We start from the raw sequence: 19,935 nt of genomic DNA, 5'->3' as shown, positions 1-19,935 counted from the left end.
TTTTATTTTGTAAAAAGATTTTTTATTAGATTCTTTCAATGTCAGCACCAATAGCTCTCAGCCTGCCGTCGATATTTTCATATCCTCTGTCGATCTGCTCGATATTATGGATAATTGATTTTCCTTCCGCAGACAGAGCGGCAATAAGAAGGGCATTTCCTGCTCTGATATCCGGGGAAACCATGGTCGTTCCTCTAAGCGGGGTTTCCTGGTTTAATCCGATTACAGTAGCTCTGTGCGGATCACATAAAATAATCTGTGCTCCCATATCGATAAGACGGTCAACGAAAAATAATCTTGATTCAAACATTTTCTGATGAACCAGGATGCTTCCTTTTGCCTGAGTGGCTACCACTAAAATAATCGATAACAGATCCGGTGTGAATCCCGGCCACGGAGCATCGGAAATCGTAAGGATAGATCCGTCGATAAATTTCTGGATTTTATAATTTTCCTGAGCCGGAATATAAATATCGTCATTACTCTGCTCAAGCTGAATTCCCAGTTTTCTGAAAGTATTCGGAATAACCCCGAGTTGGTTCCAGTTTACATTTTTGATGGTGATTTCAGATTTGGTCATTGCCGCAAGGCCGATCCATGATCCTATTTCTACCATATCAGGAAGCATGGTGTGCTCGGTTCCGCGAAGATATTCAACCCCTTCAATCGTTAAAAGGTTGGAACCTATTCCTGAAATATTGGCACCCATCCTGTTCAGCATTTTACAAAGCTGTTGCAGGTAAGGTTCGCATGCTGCATTATAAATTCTTGTTTTTCCTTTGGCTAAGGCTGCAGCCATTACTATATTAGCCGTTCCTGTTACAGAAGCTTCTTCCAGTAAAATGAATTTTCCATTAAGCTCTTTTGCCTTTAATGAATAGAAATATTCCTCCTCATCATAATGGAATTCAGCACCTAGTTCCACCAATCCCTGGAAATGAGTGTCTAATCTTCTTCTTCCGATTTTGTCACCACCCGGAGTCGGCATATAAGCTTCCCCGTATCTTGCTAACATCGGCCCCATAAGCATAATCGAACCGCGCAGTTTTGCCCCATCCTTTTTAAACTCACTGGATTTTATATAATCAAAATTAACCTGATCAGCCTTGAACGTAAAATCTCCCTGACCGTTTTTAGTAACTTTTACCCCAAAATCTCCCAGGATCTCAATCAGCCTGTTTACATCATGAATGTCCGGAATATTTTTAATTCTTACCTCTTCATCAGTCAACAAAACCGCACATAAAATCTGTAAAGCCTCATTTTTTGCTCCCTGTGGAGTTATTTCACCTTGCAGTCTTTTTCCTCCTCTTATTTGAAATGTTCCACTCATTATTTTCTGTTTTTATGGTTGTTGTTATGCCTTCTTTTGTTGGTTTGGTTTTGATTTTTGTTGTTATTATTATTGTTGTTGTTATTTTTATTATTGTTACGATTGTTGGTCGTATAATAAATTTTACTTTTCTCCAGAGATTCTATCCCTGTAAGATCCAGCCTGTTTTCAGATAATTCTTTAAGGTGACGGAAAATCACATCATCTGTAACGTGCTCTTTGTTGTACACATTGTAAGACTTCTTCATATTGTTGGCGATTACCTCGATCAGCGCTTCTTTTTCGTCTCCGCTTTCAAGTTCTATAGCTTTTTCTATCAACTGAAGAATGCTTTTTCCGTAAAACTTAAAATCGCCCTGAAGTTTAGGGTATTCCATTTTCTTTGGCTTTTCAGCCAGCTGTTCTTTCGTCGGGAACGGATATGGTGAATCTACATCAAGATCATAATTGGCCAGAATAAAAAGATGATCCCAAAGTTTGTGCTTATAATTTTCTTCATCACGAAGCTGAGGGTTTCTCTGACCCATAAAATCGATGATTGCCATTGCCATTTCGTTTTTCTCCTCCTTTGAAGAAAGCTCTTTGCAACGCTCAACCAACTGTTGTATAATTCTGCCGTATTCCGGCATATGAAGCTGGGTTTTTTGGGTGTTATATTCCATAGTATGCAAATATATGCATTAAAAGAAAAATTGTCTTGAAAATATTAAAAGTTTATGATTTTTTAATGAAAAATTAAATAATATTTCTGCGATATTCATGGTTAAAAGATGAAATTATTTGCCATGAATTGAAATTTGTTTTAATAAAAGTGTAATTTAGTTAATAGTTTAATAATTAAAACATTCTCTATGAAAAAAACACATTTCTTACTTTCTGTCCTGGCTTTAGCGTTATTGAGCTCATGTCAGACGAACGATGAAACGGTAAATGAAACTCCCCAACAATTAGAAGTTCATGATAAAATTGTAAACGTTACCAATCATGATGGTCGGCCTTTCAGTACAGGAAGTTCTTCGGTTAATGGAAAATTTGTTGCAGGTCCCGGAGGCGGTGTCCTGATGCAGGGCTTTTACTGGGATGTTCCCGATGGTGGAAACTGGTGGAATACGGTTAAAGATAAGCTCACGGGTTGGTCCGATTCAGGAATTAACGCAGTATGGCTTCCGCCGGCATCAAAAGCACAGAATGGAGCCTATTCAATGGGATATGACCCTACAGATTACTATGATTTCGGAAATTATAACCAAAACGGAAGTACCGAAACACGGTTCGGCTCAAGAACTGAACTGGAAGCATTGATTACAAAAGCACACGCTGAAAACATGCAGGTGTACGCCGATATCGTGATCAATCATAACAGTGGCGGGCAGTCTGAAGCAAACCCTTATACGGGAACCAATACCTGGACAAATTTTTCAGGGGTGGCTTCAGGAAAATTCACAAGAAACTATAATGACTTCTATAAAAATGCTTATGGAAATAATGACGAAGGTGCTTTCGGTGGATTTCCCGATCTGTGTCATGCCAACCCATATGTTCAGGACTGGCTTTGGGGAAGAGATGATTCCGTTGGAAAATATTATAAAAATGTAATGAAGTTTGACGGCTGGCGGTTTGATTATGTGAAAGGTTTCGGAGCCTGGGTAGTCAATAACTGGAATTCAAATGTAGGTGGGTTTTCTGTCGGTGAATTGTGGGATTCAAACGTAAATACCCTGGAATCATGGGCCAATAATGCCAACAGTTCCGTATTCGATTTTGCTGCTTATTATAAAATGGATGAAGCTTTTGATAACGGAAATTTAAATGTTTTAAACGATGATATGATGTGGAAAAGAAACCCGTATAAAGCAGTGACTTTCGTGGCCAATCATGACACGGATATTATCTACAATAAAATGCCGGCCTATGCTTATATTCTTACCCATGAAGGATATCCGACAATATTTTACAGGGATTATGAAGAATGGCTGGATAAAGCCAGTTTAAATAACCTGATCTGGATTCATAATAATAAAGCAACGGGAACTACCTCGATCCTGTATACCGATAACGATGAATATATTGCAAGACGTAACGGCTATAATGGTAATCCCGGACTTGTAGTTTATATCAACACTTCTTCAAGCTGGCAGGAAAGATGGATTGATACCAACTGGACCAGCCAGCAGATTAAAGATTTTACGGGCCATTCAACATGGTATCCTACTACTGCAGGAGATAAACGTGTTAAAATTCAATGTCCGCCGAATAGCTATTCAGTCTGGTCATTAAACCAATAACAAAAAAGCTGTTTCAGATTCCTGAAGCAGCTTTTATTTTTAGTAAAATTAAATGTCTATAAATTTCTTTCTCTGGTGCTGGTCCGGCAGAAAACATTTTTGATTTGCTAATTTCATCCTGTTCCTTGAAACCAGATCATATACCTTATCACTCACAGCAGGAAACATCAATTTTCCCAACAGGCTTAACACTTTGTAAGTTCCTCCTAAAATATCAGCGATTTTTAAAACTGCACGGGATTTTTCCAGGTAATACCGGCCGGGTTTCCAGAGATATAAAGTATTGAACTGCTTATTTTCCAGACCTCTTTCAGATAAAAAATTCTGACCAAAACCGGATTGTAAAGAAGCAAACATAAACTTGTCTTTTTTATCCCGCTCCAAAATCCACTGTACCCAGAAATTGCAGACTCCGCAATCTCCGTCAAAAAAGACGACATATTTATCTTCCCAGCTTTGTTGCATAACTTTGTTTAAAATGACATTGATCTCTCAGTGTCCTGTTTTGCCGTTTTAAAATATTGAATTAATTTCTGCCGTTGCACTGAAGTTAATTTAGCATCCTGATGACCTATATAATAAGAAGGTAATGGCATTTCCTCTTTTTCAGTCATCTCAATACATTCCTGCAATAAATGCACCTGTTTTTTCGGCTCATAGACCGCAAAAGTAGAAAAATTTAAATGTTTTCTTCCCTCATCAATATGATTTTTCAAAAACCAGGAGAAGGGAGAAAAATTAGAATACCATGGATATTTTGTTTCATTAGAATGACAATCATAACAGGAAGTAGTAATGATCTGGGCAATTTCGGGTTGTGTTTTTTTAATCTTTAAAAAATCCATTCCGGGTGTAGGTGGCGGATTTGTTTTGTCAATAGGAAAAAACTGTATGATAATAAAAGCTACCAGAATAACGATTAATACTTTTTTCATAAGGCTGAATTAAGGTCTTGTAGCATAAAAGTAGTCAATTTTTAACAGATTCTGGCTAGAATTATTCTAAATAATAGTGATTTTATCATCTATGATTCAGAAGGATATGAAATTTTATTAACTTAATAGCAGTGATAATGAAGCAGGAAGATGTTTCAATTATTTATAGTTTTTAACTATTATAGAAATAATTTCAATAGATTGTATTTATTAATTAACTGTTGTAAGTTTGTTTTGCTCATATGAAAGCAAACTACATTAATCAATATAAAATTTAAACTACAATGGAAAAAGATTCAAATGACATCAGTAAATGCCCGTTTCATAACGGCTCCATGAAACAGAATGTTGCAGGTGGCGGAACGCAGAACCAGGATTGGTGGCCCAATCATTTAAGAGTGGATATCCTTCGTCAGCATTCCTCGTTGTCAGACCCGATGGATAAGGATTTTGATTATGCCGAAGCTTTTAAAAGCCTGGATCTTGAAGCGGTAAAAAAAGATTTACATGCTTTAATGACAGACTCACAGGATTGGTGGCCGGCTGATTTCGGACATTACGGTCCGTTCTTTATCCGTATGGCATGGCACAGCGCAGGAACTTACCGTGTAGGTGACGGAAGAGGAGGTGCAGGTGCGGGACAGCAGCGTTTTGCACCGTTAAACAGCTGGCCGGATAACGTAAGCCTTGATAAGGCCAGAAGACTGGTTTGGCCAATTAAGCAGAAATACGGAAATAAAATATCATGGGCAGACCTTCTGATTTTAACAGGTAATGTCGCCCTTGAATCGATGGGCTTTAAAACCTTTGGATTTGCCGGTGGCCGTGAAGATGTATGGGAACCGGACCAGGATGTATACTGGGGTGCTGAGAAAACATGGTTAGGAGGCGACCTGCGATATGCGCACGGTTCGGAAGGTGTAGATAAAACAGGAGGAGTGCTTCCTTCTGACGACGATGCAGACGGTGATTTACATTCAAGAAATCTTGAAAAACCTTTGGCAGCAGTACAAATGGGGCTTATTTATGTGAACCCAGAAGGTCCTGACGGAAACCCGGACCCGATTGCAGCAGCTAAAGATATCCGCGATACTTTCGGACGTATGGCGATGAATGATGAAGAAACCGTAGCACTAATTGCCGGTGGGCATACTTTCGGAAAAACACACGGTGCCGGACCGGCGGATCACGTAGGTAAAGAACCTGAAGGAGCAGGAATTGAATCTCAGGGTTTAGGATGGAACAGCAGCTACAAATCAGGAAAAGGCGCCGATGCCATCTCAAGCGGATTGGAAGTTACCTGGACTGAAACACCAACGGAATGGAGCAATTACTTCTTTAAAAACCTTTTTGAAAACGAATGGGAACTTACCAAAAGCCCTGCAGGAGCTCATCAATGGATTGCTAAAAATGGAGAAGAGATCATTCCCGATGCTTTTGATTCCTCTAAAAAACACAGGCCAACAATGCTTACGACTGACCTTTCGCTGAGGTTGGATCCGGTTTACGAAAAAATATCAAGACGTTTTTATGAAAACCCTGATGCTTTTGCAGATGCTTTTGCCAGAGCCTGGTTTAAGCTTACCCACAGGGATATGGGACCGCGTGTCCGTTATTTAGGACCTGATGTTCCTGCAGAAAAATTAATCTGGCAGGATCCTATTCCTGAAGTAGATCATGCTTTAATAGATAACAATGATATTGATGCTTTGAAAGTAAAAATAATCAGTTCGGGATTAAGTATTTCCGAGTTGGTGTCTACAGCATGGGCTTCTGCCTCTACATTCAGAGGAAGCGATAAGCGTGGTGGTGCCAACGGAGCGAGAATCCGTCTTGAGCCTCAGAAATTCTGGGCGGTAAATAATCCTGCGCAGCTTCAGAAGGTTCTGAATGGACTTGAAAATATACAGAAAGAATTTAACGATGCCCAAACCGGCGGAAAAAAAATATCATTGGCTGACCTTATTGTATTAGCAGGAACTGCAGCCGTTGAAAAAGCGGCAAAAGATGCCGGACATGAAATTACAGTTTCCTTTGCTCCAGGCCGAATGGATGCTTCACAGGAAGATACCGATGTAGAATCAATGGGATATCTGGAGCCTGTAGCTGACGGTTTCCGCAATTACCTGAAAAGAAAATATTCGGTATCCACAGAAGCGTTATTGATAGACAAAGCACAATTGCTGACACTTACAGCTCCTGAATTAACGGTGCTGATCGGAGGAATGCGTGCACTTGATACCAATTTTGACGGTTCAAAACATGGTATATTTACACAACGTCCCGGACTTCTGACCAATGATTTCTTTGTTAATCTTTTAGATATGAATACCCAATGGAAAGCAATGTCTGATGATCAGGAGTTATATGTAGGAACTAGTCGCAGTACCGGTGATGTAAAATGGACCGCAACGAGAGCGGATCTGGTTTTCGGATCCAATTCTGAGCTGAGGGCAGTAGCTGAAGTATATGGAAGTTCCGACGGAGAAGCGAAATTTGTGAAAGATTTTGCTGCAGCATGGACGAAAGTGATGAATCTGGACAGATTTGATCTGCATTAATTCATCCTTTAACAAATATTGTAAGATCAAACCATCCTGTAAAGGGTGGTTTTTTTATTGTAATGAGTGATAAAGTAAAAATCAGGTTTATTGAATATAGTTTAAGCTTTTAAATTGGTTTAATATATAAATTCATTAGAAATACGGATTGCCATAAACATCAATAATTTCTTCTTATTACATTTGTGAGTTAAGCTACGAAAGGAGCTTGATTAAAGCTCAAATACTTTTCATTCATTCTGCTTAAGGATTGGAGTGTTTAAGCTTTTGAAATTACTAAGTCACCCGCATAGATCATTAAATGGACTTAGTCCGTGGTTATATGCTAAAGAATCTTTGTCCAATTAGAGAGTATTTTATATTTATTAACTGTTTGAAAAAGGGAAAGGCTTCAGACCAATATATTACAGAATTCACTTTATAAAGAAAATTATTATATTTAAAGAATATTAAATTTATAGTACATGACAGAATATGATAAAGCATATAGTGAACTATTAGATTTTGAAGATAATTATGCAGCATTTAAAAAACTTGATTTATCAGAATCCGACACTCGTAGCAAAATTTTAGATAAAATTTTAATCTCTATTTTAGGCTGGTCAGAGTTTGACATTGAAAGAGAAGGATGGGTGCGTATAGGGTTTTTTGATTATGAATTGAAAACGTCTTCATTTCAATTTGTAATTGAAGCTAAGAAGAATTTTGTGGAATTTAAACTTCCTAAAAAGGAAATGAGGTTAAGATAAAATCTATATACCAGGGAAATAAAGAAGTAATTGACCAAATTAGGCAATATGTATTTGAGAGAAGTCTTTCGTATGGTGTTATAACAAATGGTACGCAGTTTATTATTGCTCAATTATCAAATTCCATTGGAAAAGATTGGAAAGAACAAAAATGTTATTTCTTCAAAGATTTAGATGATATTAAAATAAATTTTGATAGATTTTATGATTTATTATCTCGAGAATCAGTTTCAAAATATGGTCAGCTAAAAATTAGTCAAACGCAAAATGTTGCAAAAACAATTGTAAAAGATCATAATTTAAAAAGAAAAAATTATGAGTTAGTAAGAAATCAAATTAGTCAACATTTAATTCCAATAATCAATAAAGTTTTTGAAGAAATTTATAACACTGAAACATTAGAAGGTAAAAAGATTTTAGAAAATTGCTACGTTCAAAATAAAGATGTTAAAAAATATAATTCTGAATTAGGTTTCATTTTTGCTGATACACCGCCAACTTTTGATAGCAGAATAATTCCTGTACAAAACACGGAAAGAACTCAAGAACAACTAGAAGAACAGATATTTACAGATATAGGTATTTTGCCTGATCCTATAATTTTAATAGGAACTGCTGGAGCTGGTAAAACTACTTTTATCAAATATTTTTCAGATGTTTTACTTAAGCAAAAAGTAAAGAAAAACAGACCATTAGTATATCTTGATTTTAGACTTTATACAAGTCAAACAATCAGAGATACTAAATTTATTTACAGTACTATAATTAAACAATTAGAAGATAATTACCCTGAATTAAATTTGACGAAATTCAATATTCTTAAAACGATATATAAAAATGATATTGATAAAAAAAGAGAAGGCACTTGGTCATATTTTAACGATAACGAAGAAAAATTAAATGAAAGCATAGCTTTATTAATAGAACAAAAACAGAATGACCCGCTTAATCATTTAAAATCAATAACTGACTATTTATTATTTAAGTGTAGTAAAAGAATGTGTGTTCTTTTTGATAATGCTGACCAATTAAATGAATCAGACCAAAAAGAAGTTTTCTTATTAGGTAATGGAATAAATCGTAATCTAAAATCTATAGCAATAATCTCTTTGAGGGAAGGTTATTTTTATAAATGGAAAAATAAACCACCATTTAATGCTTATCAGTCAATTGTTTATCATATTACAGCTCCCCCATATCGTAGCGTAATTGAAAAAAGAATTAATTTCGTTATGAAACGATTTAAGTTCGAAGAAGTAGTTCTAAACGCAGAAAATAAACAAGTAACATTTCAAAAAGGAAGTTTAGAGCATTTGTTCAAAAATCTTTATCTCACATTATTTAATTCTTCTAATACGGAAGTTATGGAATTTTTAGAAGAAACATCATATCCAAATACAAGGCAAGGTTTAGAAAATTTTAAAAGCTTTTTACTTTCTGGACATTCCAAAATATCAGAGTATATGTCCTTCGAGTATGGGACTGGTAGTGGCATTCCTATTTGGGAATTTTTTAAATCTATAGCGTTGGATTCAAACTATTATTATGATACATCAAAAAGTAGAATAGTAAATATATTTTATCCAAGTAGAAATAATAATAATCATTTTACTAAAATTAGACTTTTAAATTATCTATTTTCAAAACTAAATAAATCATCTAAAAAAGTGGATTATTTTTCTGTTGCAGAAATTTCAGCTGAATTTTTAAAAGCAGGCTATTCAATTGATATTGTAGAAGAAGAAATTCAAGAATTATTTGACTATAAATTAGTTTCAACTTCCGAATACTCTGAAGACATAGAAGAAGATTATAAAATTGATTCAAACTCATTAATTTCAATAACATCTGTTGGTGTCTATTATTTAAAATCTTTAATTAACAAATTCCATTATATTGACTTGATTTTGGAAGACACTCCTATTTATGATGAAACTGAATTCGAAAAACTATGCGGATCATTTCCTGATAGTGATGAATACGGTAATAGAAATTTAGAACATAGAAAAATTACAGTAAGTAATTTCATAGAATATCTTGCAAAAGAAGAAAATAAAGATAAGAAATTCATTCCAAATTTTGAAAATAAAATTATAATGTTTGATGTAAATGAATACTTGGTTTCAAACATGGCAAAAGATGTTGAAAGAATTGAAAAAGTCATAAAACGAACGCATTCAACAAATTAAAAAATATTGACCTATAATTACTCGTCTATTGCAGATTTGTGGAGAGTTTTATACTTAAAGGTCTAAATTATTGATCAGAGGTTGTTAGCAAGCCAAATAAATATGAACAAGCAAATGAAGGTATTATTCTAACAGCAAGCTATTAAAAATAGCTTATAAATTGTAAAGAGATGAAAATTATAATTTAAACTCAAAATTCTTTACAAGAAAAAAACAGAAATTTCGTTAAAATTTTAATGAGGCTTTTCTAAAAAAAATAATACGACGAGTTTTGTCATCTGTACAGAATACCTTTGTGAAGCAATAAGTTAAATTAATCATTAAAATATAGCCTATGAGTAAAAATAGTTATAGAATAATAAGCTCAATCACGTGCTAAATGTAGAACATTAGTATTTTACCAATGATCAAAGGGAGGTAAAGAAGGGTAATATTATCCTTCTTTATTTTTCTTAAGAATTTAGATTTTATTTTGTATTGTACTATTTCCCTAAAAAACATGAACGAATAAAAAGTATAGATTTTAGCAATAAATATAAGTAAAGTATCAAAAAAACTATTGGTAATTATGAAAAAGATAATTATATTATTTATATCTATGTTTTTGACTGTGAACTGCTTAGGACAGAGCAAAAAAAACATACCTTGGTTTACTTGTTATTTACCAAATGGATTAAAATGTTCGAATGTATTGCCTTCAGATAATACAATTGAAAAAGTAAGTTTTCATTTTGAGCCTAAAGCAAGAACTTGGACAGCTTCTACAGATTTGGATGAATCAATCATTGTAGTTTTTAAATCTTTTACTACAGACCCACTTTTCGTTTTAGCTATTAATAAAAAACCGTACTCTTCAGATAAAATAAAAGAATTTATACTAAGTATTAACGAAGACAATAGCAGTTATAATTACTATTTCGGGACACATAAGTATGGTCATCACTGGGGACTTAAAGGAAATATAGAAAGATTTATTAAAGAAAAAATATTAGATGAAAGTTTTTTATTATCTACATTAGGTAATCCTGCCGAAATAAAAGATTCACTATTTGACGGAAAACCAGCAAAATGTTTTGTATATCTTATACAAGGTGTCCGAATTTATTTTGTAGATGGTACTGCCATAGGAATGGATGAATTATAAACAATACCAAAGATCTAAAATTGATTGATAAAGAAGCACATAAATAATAATTATCAGTCCAGAGATAAACTTGTAATCTCATATCTTTGGATTATACAACAAATAAAAACGGGAGAATGATTATCATTCTCCCGTTTATCAGCAGACTCACAGGGATTCGAACCCCAGATGACTGAACCAAAATCAGTAGTGTTACCGCTACACCATGAGTCTCTGTTTTAGTGGCGCAAATTTATAAAATTATCCCATTCAAGAAAAATATTTTTTTAGATAATTGTTGAAATTGATAAAAAAATGATTGAAATGAAGCATTATGACTTGATAAACAGTTATTTAACTAAGAGTGAAAATTTTTTTCATATTCCGGATTTTTAATTACTAAATAATAAAACCTTATCTTTGCAAAAAAATTGGGCTCCAAGAGTTGGAGAAACCCATTAATAATCAATTTATTAAACATTTTTTATGTCGAATATTGTCGCAATCGTTGGACGTCCCAACGTAGGAAAATCCACACTTTTTAACCGTTTACTTGAAAGAAGAGAGGCTATCGTAGATTCTACAGCCGGTGTTACCAGAGACCGTCATTACGGAAAATCTGACTGGAACGGAGTAGACTTCACTGTGATTGATACAGGAGGTTATGATGTAGGCACGGATGATATTTTTGAAGAAGAAATCCGTAAACAGGTACAATTGGCAGTAGATGAAGCTACTTCCATCATCTTTATGATGAATGTAGAAGAAGGGCTTACCGATACCGATTATGAAATTCATGAGCTTTTAAGAAGATCTAACAAACCGGTATACATTGTTATCAACAAGGTTGATTCTGCAAAAGAAGAGCTTCCGGCAACGGAATTCTATCAGTTGGGTATCGAAAAATATTACACACTTTCTTCAGCTACGGGTTCCGGAACAGGAGATTTATTAGATGATATTGTAAGAGATTTCCCTACCACAGAATATAAAGATCCGTTTGAAGGGTTACCTAAAATTACCATTGCAGGTCGTCCGAATGTAGGAAAATCTACTTTAACGAATGCATTGCTGGATGTTGAAAGAAACATCGTTACCGATATTGCAGGAACAACAAGAGACAGTATTCAGACCCTTTATAATAAATTCGGACACGAGTTTGTATTGGTAGATACTGCAGGAATGCGTCGTAAGGCAAAAGTTTCCGAAGATCTTGAATTTTATTCCGTTATGAGATCCATCCGTTCCATCGAATATTCCGATGTGGTGATTATCATGGTAGATGCTACTCAGGGATGGGAATCTCAGGATATGAATATCTTCGGACTGGCTCAGAAAAACAGAAAGGGAATTGTGATCCTGGTCAATAAATGGGATTTAATTGAAGATAAGAAAACCAATACCATCCGTGATTTCGAAAAACACATCAAGGATAAGATCGGACAGTTTCAGGATATTCCGATTCTATTCGTCTCTGCTTTAACGAAACAAAGAATTCTGAAAGCGGTAGAAGTTGCGATGGAAGTATATGAAGACCGTAAAAAGAAAATCAAGACTTCAAAATTAAATGAAGTGATGCTTCCGATTTTCGAGCAGACTCCACCGCCGGCAATTAAAGGGAAATACATTAAAATCAAATATTGTGTACAGCTTCCGACGCCGTCACCACAGTTTGTATTCTTCTGTAACCTGCCGCAATATGTAAAAGAACCGTACAAAAGATTTACTGAAAACCAGTTGAGAAAAGAATTCGGGTTTACCGGAGTTCCGATTGAAGTGTATTTCAGACAAAAATAAATCCGGTTTGAAGATGAGTTAATGATGTGATTGAAAATTATCGTATTGATTTTCTTAAACCATCTACCATTTTCAAACGCTCAAATTACCTCATTAAATAGCTATGACAATAGAACTTTCAAAACAATTTTCTTTAATAAACTCATGGATCAATGAGCTTAGGAATGTTGAAATTCAGCATGACAGGATGAGATTCCGTAGAAATATGGAGCGCATCGGAGAGATTGCAGCTTTTGAAATCAGTAAAGGTTTAGAACAGAAAGAAATTGAAATTCAGACTCCTTTAGATACGATCAAAGCTCAGGAAATTGCAGTTCAACCTGTGATTACTACTATTTTGAGAGCAGGAGTTCCTTTATTCCAGGGAATTTTAAATTACTTTGACAGGGCCGACTGCGGTTTTGTGGCTGCCTACAGAAAGCACGATGCCAATGATTATTTTTCCATTAAACAGGATTATTTAACGTGTCCGAGTATTGAAGGAAGACCTTTAATTGTTGCAGATCCGATGCTGGCGACAGGAGCTTCTTTAATTGAAGCGATCAAAGATCTGTTAACGAACGGAAAACCGACCCAGCTGCACATTGTAGTAGCTATTGCTTCACGACAAGGTATTGAAACAATAGAAAACGCTTATCCCGATGCTAAAATCTGGGTAGGAGCTATTGATGAGCAGCTTACTTCCAAAGGATATATTACTCCCGGACTGGGAGATGCGGGAGATTTAAGCTACGGAGAAAAACTTCAGAGATAATTTTTAAGAGAGATTCCAGAAATCTTTCATAAGATCCAATAATAATGTTGGTCGTACTTTATCCATAGGATGCTTTGTATCGGGGAGTACGGCCAATTTTGCATTTGGAATGGCCCTGTAAACTCCTGCACTTTCTTCCAGGCTTACCATATTGTCTTTATCACCGATCATGATCTGAACGGGAATGGATATTGTAGACAAATAATCATTTTTCAGTGGCGGATTTTTACCCAGAGCAATCATCATATCTGCAATGGCAGGAAGAAGCTGTTTCCATTGAGAACCATGCTGGGCTTCCAGTTGTTCCGCATATTTTGGAATTTTTGAAAGGATGGTTTCAGGATCAAGCATTTTACTTTCTTTTACAGCCTGCTCTTCGGTCCAGTCAAATTTTGTGCCCAGTGTCATGATGGAATTTACATTTTCAGGATGTTTTAAAGCATAACAAAGGGCAACATAACCGCCCATGCTGTGCCCGAAAATATGCACTTCATTTAAATTTTCCTGTTTACAGTATTCTGCCAGTTCCCCAGTATATTTTTCAATAGTAAGACCATCTTCAGGTAAATCCATATCCCCGTGTCCGGAAAATAAGGGCGTATGAACGTTAAAGTAACCTGAAAGCTTTTGAAGATAAGGGATAAATATTTCACTGTGGCCTAAAGCCCCATGTAATAAAAGTAAATTTTTCATGATGATTAGTTAGGCCTGAAAATTACGAAAACATTTCAATCCTTAAAAAAATATCTGCTCTCAATTATCTATTACAGATCACTTATAACTCAAAACTCTATTCATCCATCGCCATCACCAGAACACTCACTCTATTACCTTCTGTTTTTAAAATTTCCCAGGCAATCGTTGCTAATGTATTCCCGGTAGTAAAAACATCATCAATTAAAAGAATATGTTTTCCGGAAATATTTTTTGTAAGTGAAAAATTATTTTTAGCTTCCATACGGTGCTTCTTATCTTTCAAAGCCTGTGCTTTGGAATAATGGTTTCTTTGAATCAGACTATGATCAAATGGAATGGAGTAAAACTTCGATAATGTTTCCGTAAACAGATGCAGTTGATTATATCCTCTTTCCTTTTGTTTTTTAGGATGGAGCGGAACGCTTACGAACAGATCCGGTTTTTCTTCTTTAAAATCCAGATATTCTGTAATCCATTCTGCAATTATTTTTCCTGCTTTTTCCCGGTTTCGGTATTTCAGGTCATGAATAATTTTTCTGCTCAGGTTTTCTTTTTCAAACCGCATCAGCGCATGAGCATATTCAACGGGAAAGAGCAGCTTACATTTTTCTTTCAATCCGTTTTCTCCAAAATAATTAAAATGGGTAAAATGAATCTGGTCAAAACAAAGATTACAGACCAGTAAATCGGCATCGATGATCCGGTTGCAGCTGAGGCAACGGTTTGGGAAAAGTACGTCTAAAATCATTTGTGTGTTTTTAAAAGTTATAAGTTTTGAATTATGAGTTATGAGTTATGAGTTATGAGTTATGAGTTTTGAGTTGTGGATTTATTTTTTCTAAATACTTTCAGACGTTCAAAAACTGAAAACTTTGATATTCGAATCTGAAATTAAACACCAATGTTTTTTCGCATTTTTTCGATTGCGTTCTTCATGCTGAGGTTAAAATGCTCTTTTTCCAGTCGTACCGGCGGTGCCTGTCTTACCTCACAGTCGGGAATACTGCAGGATTCACAGGTGACTCCCACATTGACGGTCTTTAAAGTCGGCGATTTGATGAAATTGATTTTCTTAATCGTTTGAGAATTTAATAAAATTCCCAGACAATAACTCCGGTTGCTTCCATCGGAAAAAGGGTTTTTCTGAGAGGTGGAAATAACAAGATAACTGATTCCCTGATCTTTGTAGTGAGAGATCTGAGCATCGGTCAACGTCTCATTTTCTTTTAAATGATGCAGGTTTTTAACGGCAATCCATCTTCTGCAGTAGTGTTCATTAGTTGCATTGGCATGTGGCGCCTGCTGATGATTAAGGTGCAGCTCTTTTAAAATATGTATTTTATCGCTTCCTTTCTTTTTAACAAGACATAAATAAAACAAATCCTTAATACCTAATTCAGATGAAAGAACGTTGGTAAGACGGTAATAAAATGTTTCCGGAGAACGGGTGAAACTTTCGATGAGGTTTTCGAAGCTTTTAGGTTCCCAGTTATTTTGTAAGAAAAATCCGGAGGCTTTTTCAATGATCTGTTCTTTTGAAATGAGCAGTGCACCGGCAAAATAAGAAGCATGAAAATTATTCAGGATTTCTTCAAAACTTCCGAAGTCAAGCCATGAATAAGTATTTGGGCGGTTTTTGAATTCCAGCACATTGAATCCGATTTCTTTGGCCATGATAAAAGTTTTCTGATCCCTTTCGAGCTTGTTATTGAGAAGCAACAGTTTTTTCTCAGGAATAAACAATGAGCGGAGATTGTCTAAAGCTCCGTATTTTTCAAAATCTTCAGACTGAATGGTGTAATTGAATTTTCCGGTAAGGATATTCTCTAAAACTTCAGATTTTAAATTTTTACTGAATGTTAATTCATTCTCAAGGGCAAATTCAATTACCTTTTCTTCAATTTCAGGGAAATAATTATCATATAACTCCTGGAAAGCCCGTAAAACGGCGAAATAAAAACGCTCTTTGCCTAAATTATAATTTTGTGAAATTTCAATTAAGGCATTGATAAAAGCCGTCACTTTTTTAGGGGCATCGCTGATGATGCTGATCAGGTTGTTTTTGTTGATTCCGAACAGGTCCAAAGGGATTTCTTTGAAAAAATCCGATTGCAGGATTTCATTAAAAGGAGCTAAACTTTTATCAAGCTTGGTGGAGACCAGATCATCAAAAGTACAGCTCAGAGATTCGGAAAGCTGGATGATTTTATCATGCTTGGGATATTTTTTCCCGTTTTCAATTTCATTCAGGTAAGATTTTGATAAACCTGTCTTTACGGCAAGATCCTGCAGAGACCAGTTTTTCTTTTGTCTCAGCTGTTTCAGTTTAAGCCCGAAAATCGTTTTGATAAAGTCACTTTCAGAATTCATTATTCAAATATAGATAATGCTTGTGATTATTCGCAAAAAAAATTTTAAAAAAAATTAGCGAACGTTCGCTGTTTGTGAAAATTTTTATTTATGTTTGTGACATCAAATCACAAAATCAATATGTTATGGAAACACAGACCCAAATGAAAATAAAGACTGACAACCGGTTTGAAGAAGTTTTTACTCAGGAATTAACCGATTTTCTGATTGAGCTTCATCAGAACTTTAACGCAGACAGACTTGATCTTTTAGAGAAAAGAAAAAAAACTCAGGTAGAATTTGATAAAGGAAATCTTCCCGGATTTTTATCAAAAACGGAAAAAATAAGAACCGAAGACTGGGTTTGCGCTCCACTTCCCGAAGACCTGTTGGATCGCAGAGTAGAAATTACAGGACCGGTAGACCGGAAAATGATTATCAATGCCTTGAATTCCGGAGCATCGACTTTTATGGCAGATTTTGAAGACAGCAATTCACCGACATGGAATAACTGCATTCAGGGACAGATCAATCTTTCCGATGCAATCAACCGGACTATAGATTTTACCACCGAGCAGGGGAAATCTTATCAGCTGAATGAAGAAACCGCCGTACTTCTGATTCGTCCGAGAGGCCTTCATCTTTCTGAAAAGAATATTGAGATCAATGGGGAAGAAGCTTCAGGCTCACTGATTGATTTTGGTATTTATTTCTTCAGAAATGCAGAACAGCTTCTGAAAAACGGGAACGGACCTTATTTTTATCTCCCGAAACTGGAACATTACAAAGAAGCCCGATGGTGGAATGATGTTTTTATTTTTTCTCAGAATTATCTTGGAATTCCGCAGGGAACCATTAAAGCAACCGTTTTGATTGAAACGATTACTGCTTCATTTCAGCTGGATGAGATTTTATATGAATTGAAGGAACATAGCTCAGGCCTGAATTGCGGGCGATGGGATTATATTTTTTCTTTTATCAAAAAATTCAGAAACCTTCCGGAATTTATTGTTCCCGACAGGGATCAGGTGACCATGGCTTCGCCTTTTATGACGGCTTATTCTAAGAGAGTGATTGAGGTATGTCATAAAAGAAACGTTCATGCGATTGGTGGAATGGCAGCACAGATTCCAATAAAAGATAATTATGAAGCCAACAGCATTGCGTTTGAAAAGGTACGCAACGATAAGAAACGTGAGGTGAAAAACGGTCATGACGGAACTTGGGTGGCCCATCCTTCGCTGGTTTCGGTAGCGAAAAATATCTTTGACCGGTACATGCCTTCAAAAAACCAGATCGATAAAAAGTTTGATTATCAAATTACAGAAGATGATCTTCTTGAAATTCCAAAGGGAGAAATTACAGAAAAAGGAGTCAGAAAAAACATCAATGTAGGTATTCTTTATATTGAAAGTTGGCTGATGGGGACGGGAGCCGCAGCTATTTATCACCTGATGGAAGATGCTGCAACGGCAGAAATTTCAAGAACCCAGGTTTGGCAGTGGCTGAAAAATGAGGCGGTTTTAATTGATGACAGAACACTGACCCGGGAAATGATCCTTCAGTGGGAGTTTGAAGAAATGGAGAAGATTGAAAAATATGTAGGAAAGGAACGCTTTAAAAACGGGAAATTCAATCTGGCCAAAGAACTGTTCAATGAGTTGATCTTTTCTGAAAACTTTGAAGAATTCTTAACGCTGAAAGCTTATCCGTTTATTTAGTTGAGAGAGTTTGACAGTACTCATGTTGAAAACTTCATCTGAACTGACGGGAATATATATTATACTAATCATTAACATAACAAATCAAAATATTATGAAAACAAGACAAGAACAAATCCAGGAAATAGAAAAAGACTGGCTGACCAATCCAAGATGGAATGGCGTAAAAAGAACCTATACTGCTGAAGATGTATTGAAACTTCGCGGTTCTTACACCATTGATTATACTATAGCGACCGAAATGTCTAAAAAATTCTGGGAAAAATTAAATAACCAGGATTTTGTTGCCGGGCTGGGTGCTTTAACCGGAAACCAGGCGGTTCAGGAAGTGGATGCCGGTCTGGAAGCTATTTATCTTTCAGGATGGCAGGTAGCGGCAGATGCCAATTTATCAGGTGAAATGTATCCTGACCAGTCTTTGTATCCTGCGAATTCAGTGCCTTCTGTGGTGAAGAAAATCAATAATGCCTTATTGCGTGCAGACCAGATTCAGTCTGTAAACGGTGGTGGTGATAAAGAATATCTTGTTCCGATTATTGCAGATGCGGAAGCAGGTTTTGGGGGAAACCTGAATGCTTTTGAGCTGATGAAACAAATGATCGAGGCGGGAGCTGCAGGAGTGCATTTTGAAGATCAGTTGTCTTCAGCCAAAAAATGCGGTCACCTGGGTGGTAAGGTGTTGGTTCCTACTCAGGAAGCGATTAATAAACTTGTGGCGGCACGTCTGGCATCGGATGTTACGGGAGTTCCTTCTGTGATCATTGCAAGAACAGATGCGGATGCAGCAGATCTTCTGACTTCGGATATTGACGACCGTGATAAAAAATTTGTAACGGGAGAAAGAACTTCGGAAGGGTTTTATGTAGTGAAAAATGGAGTAGAACAGGGGATTGACCGTGGTTTATCCTATGCACCTTATGCAGACCTGATCTGGATGGAAACCTCAAATCCGGACCTGGATTATGCGAGAAAATTTGCGGAAGGGATTCATGCCCAGTTCCCGGGAAAAATGCTGGCTTACAATTGCTCTCCTTCTTTCAACTGGGCAGCAAAGCTGAGTGTTGAAGAAATGACCACTTTCCGTGAAGAGCTGGCGAAAATGGGCTATAAATTCCAGTTTATTACCCTGGCCGGTTTCCATGCCCTGAATACGGCAATGTTTGAATTAGCCCTGGCTTATAAAGAAAGAGGAATGGCCGGGTATTCTGAATTGCAGGAGCGTGAGTTTGCCCTTCAGTCAAAAGGATTCAGAGCGGTAAAGCACCAGTCTTTTGTAGGAACGGGCTACTTTGACCAGGTGCAGAATATTGTGACGAATGGTGAATCGGCTACCGTAGCGATGAAAGACTCAACGGAAATCGCTCAGTTTCATTAAATCATTTCCAATTCAATAAACTTTTTTTGATGTTAAACCTTCTCAGTTTTGGGAAGGTTTTATTTTTT

At 36.0% G+C, this 19,935-nt stretch carries 16 protein-coding genes and 1 tRNA gene; 9 read left to right on the top strand and 8 right to left on the bottom strand.

Going from position 1 to position 19,935, the window contains the following annotated elements:
* Positions 1–25 precede the first annotated feature (25 nt).
* Positions 26–1,333, bottom strand: a complete 1,308-nt coding sequence (gene murA / locus AB8P06_RS09775; RefSeq protein ID WP_369840910.1) for a UDP-N-acetylglucosamine 1-carboxyvinyltransferase — start codon at positions 1,331–1,333, stop codon at positions 26–28.
* Positions 1,333–1,995, bottom strand: a complete 663-nt coding sequence (locus AB8P06_RS09770) for a DUF4290 domain-containing protein (RefSeq protein WP_369840908.1) — start codon at positions 1,993–1,995, stop codon at positions 1,333–1,335. The genes murA and AB8P06_RS09770 overlap by 1 nt, the downstream gene beginning before the upstream one ends.
* 189 nt (positions 1,996–2,184) lie before the next feature.
* Here AB8P06_RS09770 and AB8P06_RS09765 point away from each other — a divergent pair, with 189 nt between their 5' ends.
* Entirely contained in the window at positions 2,185–3,618 is a 1,434-nt protein-coding gene (locus AB8P06_RS09765; RefSeq protein ID WP_369840906.1) for an alpha-amylase, read from the top strand.
* A gap of 48 nt (positions 3,619–3,666) precedes the next feature.
* Here the strand turns inward: AB8P06_RS09765 and AB8P06_RS09760 are convergent, their stop codons facing one another.
* Complete coding sequence (locus AB8P06_RS09760) at positions 3,667–4,083, bottom strand: thiol-disulfide oxidoreductase DCC family protein (RefSeq protein ID WP_369840904.1); 417 nt, start codon at positions 4,081–4,083, stop codon at positions 3,667–3,669.
* 8 nt (positions 4,084–4,091) lie between these two features.
* The gene (locus AB8P06_RS09755) at positions 4,092–4,553 is read right to left on the bottom strand and encodes a heme-binding domain-containing protein (RefSeq protein WP_369840902.1); all 462 of its coding nucleotides are present in this window, start codon (positions 4,551–4,553) and stop codon (positions 4,092–4,094) included.
* Between the two features lie 284 nt (positions 4,554–4,837).
* Here AB8P06_RS09755 and katG point away from each other — a divergent pair, with 284 nt between their 5' ends.
* The 4 genes from katG (at position 4,838) to AB8P06_RS09735 (ending at position 11,196) form a co-directional block, all read left to right on the top strand.
* Positions 4,838–7,114, top strand: a complete 2,277-nt coding sequence (gene katG / locus AB8P06_RS09750) for a catalase/peroxidase HPI (protein WP_369840900.1) — start codon at positions 4,838–4,840, stop codon at positions 7,112–7,114.
* Positions 7,115–7,578: 464 nt separating this feature from the next.
* A complete protein-coding gene (locus tag AB8P06_RS09745; RefSeq protein ID WP_369840898.1) occupies positions 7,579–7,863 on the top strand; it encodes a hypothetical protein in 285 nt (94 codons plus the stop codon).
* A gap of 584 nt (positions 7,864–8,447) precedes the next feature.
* Positions 8,448–10,052, top strand: a complete 1,605-nt coding sequence (locus AB8P06_RS09740; RefSeq protein WP_369840896.1) for a hypothetical protein — start codon at positions 8,448–8,450, stop codon at positions 10,050–10,052.
* 568 nt (positions 10,053–10,620) lie between these two features.
* Positions 10,621–11,196, top strand: coding sequence for a hypothetical protein (locus tag AB8P06_RS09735; RefSeq protein ID WP_369840894.1), 576 nt, complete (start codon positions 10,621–10,623; stop codon positions 11,194–11,196).
* A 142-nt stretch (positions 11,197–11,338) separates the two neighbouring features.
* Here AB8P06_RS09735 and AB8P06_RS09730 read toward each other — a convergent pair.
* Positions 11,339–11,409 (bottom strand) — tRNA-Gln (locus AB8P06_RS09730).
* Between the two features lie 252 nt (positions 11,410–11,661).
* On the opposite strand from AB8P06_RS09730, the gene der reads away from it, so the two are divergent.
* Positions 11,662–12,972, top strand: coding sequence for a ribosome biogenesis GTPase Der (der, locus tag AB8P06_RS09725; RefSeq protein ID WP_369840892.1), 1,311 nt, complete (start codon positions 11,662–11,664; stop codon positions 12,970–12,972).
* Between the two features lie 103 nt (positions 12,973–13,075).
* A complete protein-coding gene (gene upp / locus AB8P06_RS09720) occupies positions 13,076–13,726 on the top strand; it encodes a uracil phosphoribosyltransferase (protein ID WP_369840890.1) in 651 nt (216 codons plus the stop codon).
* A gap of 3 nt (positions 13,727–13,729) precedes the next feature.
* On the opposite strand, the gene AB8P06_RS09715 is transcribed toward upp, so the two are convergent.
* From AB8P06_RS09715 to AB8P06_RS09705, 3 genes are all read right to left on the bottom strand, one after another.
* Positions 13,730–14,419: an alpha/beta fold hydrolase gene (locus tag AB8P06_RS09715; RefSeq protein ID WP_369840888.1), complete on the bottom strand. Its 690-nt coding sequence runs from the start codon at positions 14,417–14,419 to the stop codon at positions 13,730–13,732.
* Between the two features lie 97 nt (positions 14,420–14,516).
* Positions 14,517–15,170: a ComF family protein gene (locus AB8P06_RS09710; RefSeq protein WP_369840886.1), complete on the bottom strand. Its 654-nt coding sequence runs from the start codon at positions 15,168–15,170 to the stop codon at positions 14,517–14,519.
* 143 nt (positions 15,171–15,313) lie between these two features.
* Positions 15,314–16,792: a helix-turn-helix domain-containing protein gene (locus tag AB8P06_RS09705; RefSeq protein WP_369840884.1), complete on the bottom strand. Its 1,479-nt coding sequence runs from the start codon at positions 16,790–16,792 to the stop codon at positions 15,314–15,316.
* A 125-nt stretch (positions 16,793–16,917) separates the two neighbouring features.
* Between AB8P06_RS09705 and aceB the strand changes: the two genes are divergently transcribed.
* Together aceB and aceA are read left to right on the top strand one after the other, a co-directional pair.
* Positions 16,918–18,492 (top strand): malate synthase A, encoded by a 1,575-nt coding sequence (gene aceB / locus AB8P06_RS09700; RefSeq protein WP_369840882.1) that lies wholly within the window; start codon positions 16,918–16,920, stop codon positions 18,490–18,492.
* A gap of 94 nt (positions 18,493–18,586) precedes the next feature.
* Positions 18,587–19,867, top strand: a complete 1,281-nt coding sequence (gene aceA / locus AB8P06_RS09695; RefSeq protein ID WP_369840880.1) for an isocitrate lyase — start codon at positions 18,587–18,589, stop codon at positions 19,865–19,867.
* The last annotated feature ends 68 nt before the right edge of the window (positions 19,868–19,935 follow it).

The sequence above is a fragment of the Chryseobacterium tongliaonense genome (genome assembly GCF_041224435.1).
Taxonomy (GTDB): Bacteria; Bacteroidota; Bacteroidia; order Flavobacteriales; family Weeksellaceae; genus Chryseobacterium; species Chryseobacterium tongliaoense.
The sequence above is the reverse complement of the archived record's forward strand: the minus strand, read 5'-3'. Positions and strand labels throughout refer to the sequence as shown.

Coding starts and splice junctions, on each gene's coding strand:
- der (WP_369840892.1), top strand. CDS start 11,662: ATGTCGAATATTGTCGCAATCGTTGGACGTCCCAACGTAGGAAAATCC.
- aceA (WP_369840880.1), top strand. CDS start 18,587: ATGAAAACAAGACAAGAACAAATCCAGGAAATAGAAAAAGACTGGCTG.
- AB8P06_RS09705 (WP_369840884.1), bottom strand. CDS start 16,792: ATGAATTCTGAAAGTGACTTTATCAAAACGATTTTCGGGCTTAAACTG.
- aceB (WP_369840882.1), top strand. CDS start 16,918: ATGGAAACACAGACCCAAATGAAAATAAAGACTGACAACCGGTTTGAA.
- AB8P06_RS09765 (WP_369840906.1), top strand. CDS start 2,185: ATGAAAAAAACACATTTCTTACTTTCTGTCCTGGCTTTAGCGTTATTG.
- AB8P06_RS09715 (WP_369840888.1), bottom strand. CDS start 14,419: ATGAAAAATTTACTTTTATTACATGGGGCTTTAGGCCACAGTGAAATA.
- murA (WP_369840910.1), bottom strand. CDS start 1,333: ATGAGTGGAACATTTCAAATAAGAGGAGGAAAAAGACTGCAAGGTGAA.
- AB8P06_RS09710 (WP_369840886.1), bottom strand. CDS start 15,170: ATGATTTTAGACGTACTTTTCCCAAACCGTTGCCTCAGCTGCAACCGG.
- AB8P06_RS09745 (WP_369840898.1), top strand. CDS start 7,579: ATGACAGAATATGATAAAGCATATAGTGAACTATTAGATTTTGAAGAT.
- AB8P06_RS09760 (WP_369840904.1), bottom strand. CDS start 4,083: ATGCAACAAAGCTGGGAAGATAAATATGTCGTCTTTTTTGACGGAGAT.
- AB8P06_RS09735 (WP_369840894.1), top strand. CDS start 10,621: ATGAAAAAGATAATTATATTATTTATATCTATGTTTTTGACTGTGAAC.
- AB8P06_RS09770 (WP_369840908.1), bottom strand. CDS start 1,995: ATGGAATATAACACCCAAAAAACCCAGCTTCATATGCCGGAATACGGC.
- AB8P06_RS09755 (WP_369840902.1), bottom strand. CDS start 4,553: ATGAAAAAAGTATTAATCGTTATTCTGGTAGCTTTTATTATCATACAG.
- katG (WP_369840900.1), top strand. CDS start 4,838: ATGGAAAAAGATTCAAATGACATCAGTAAATGCCCGTTTCATAACGGC.
- upp (WP_369840890.1), top strand. CDS start 13,076: ATGACAATAGAACTTTCAAAACAATTTTCTTTAATAAACTCATGGATC.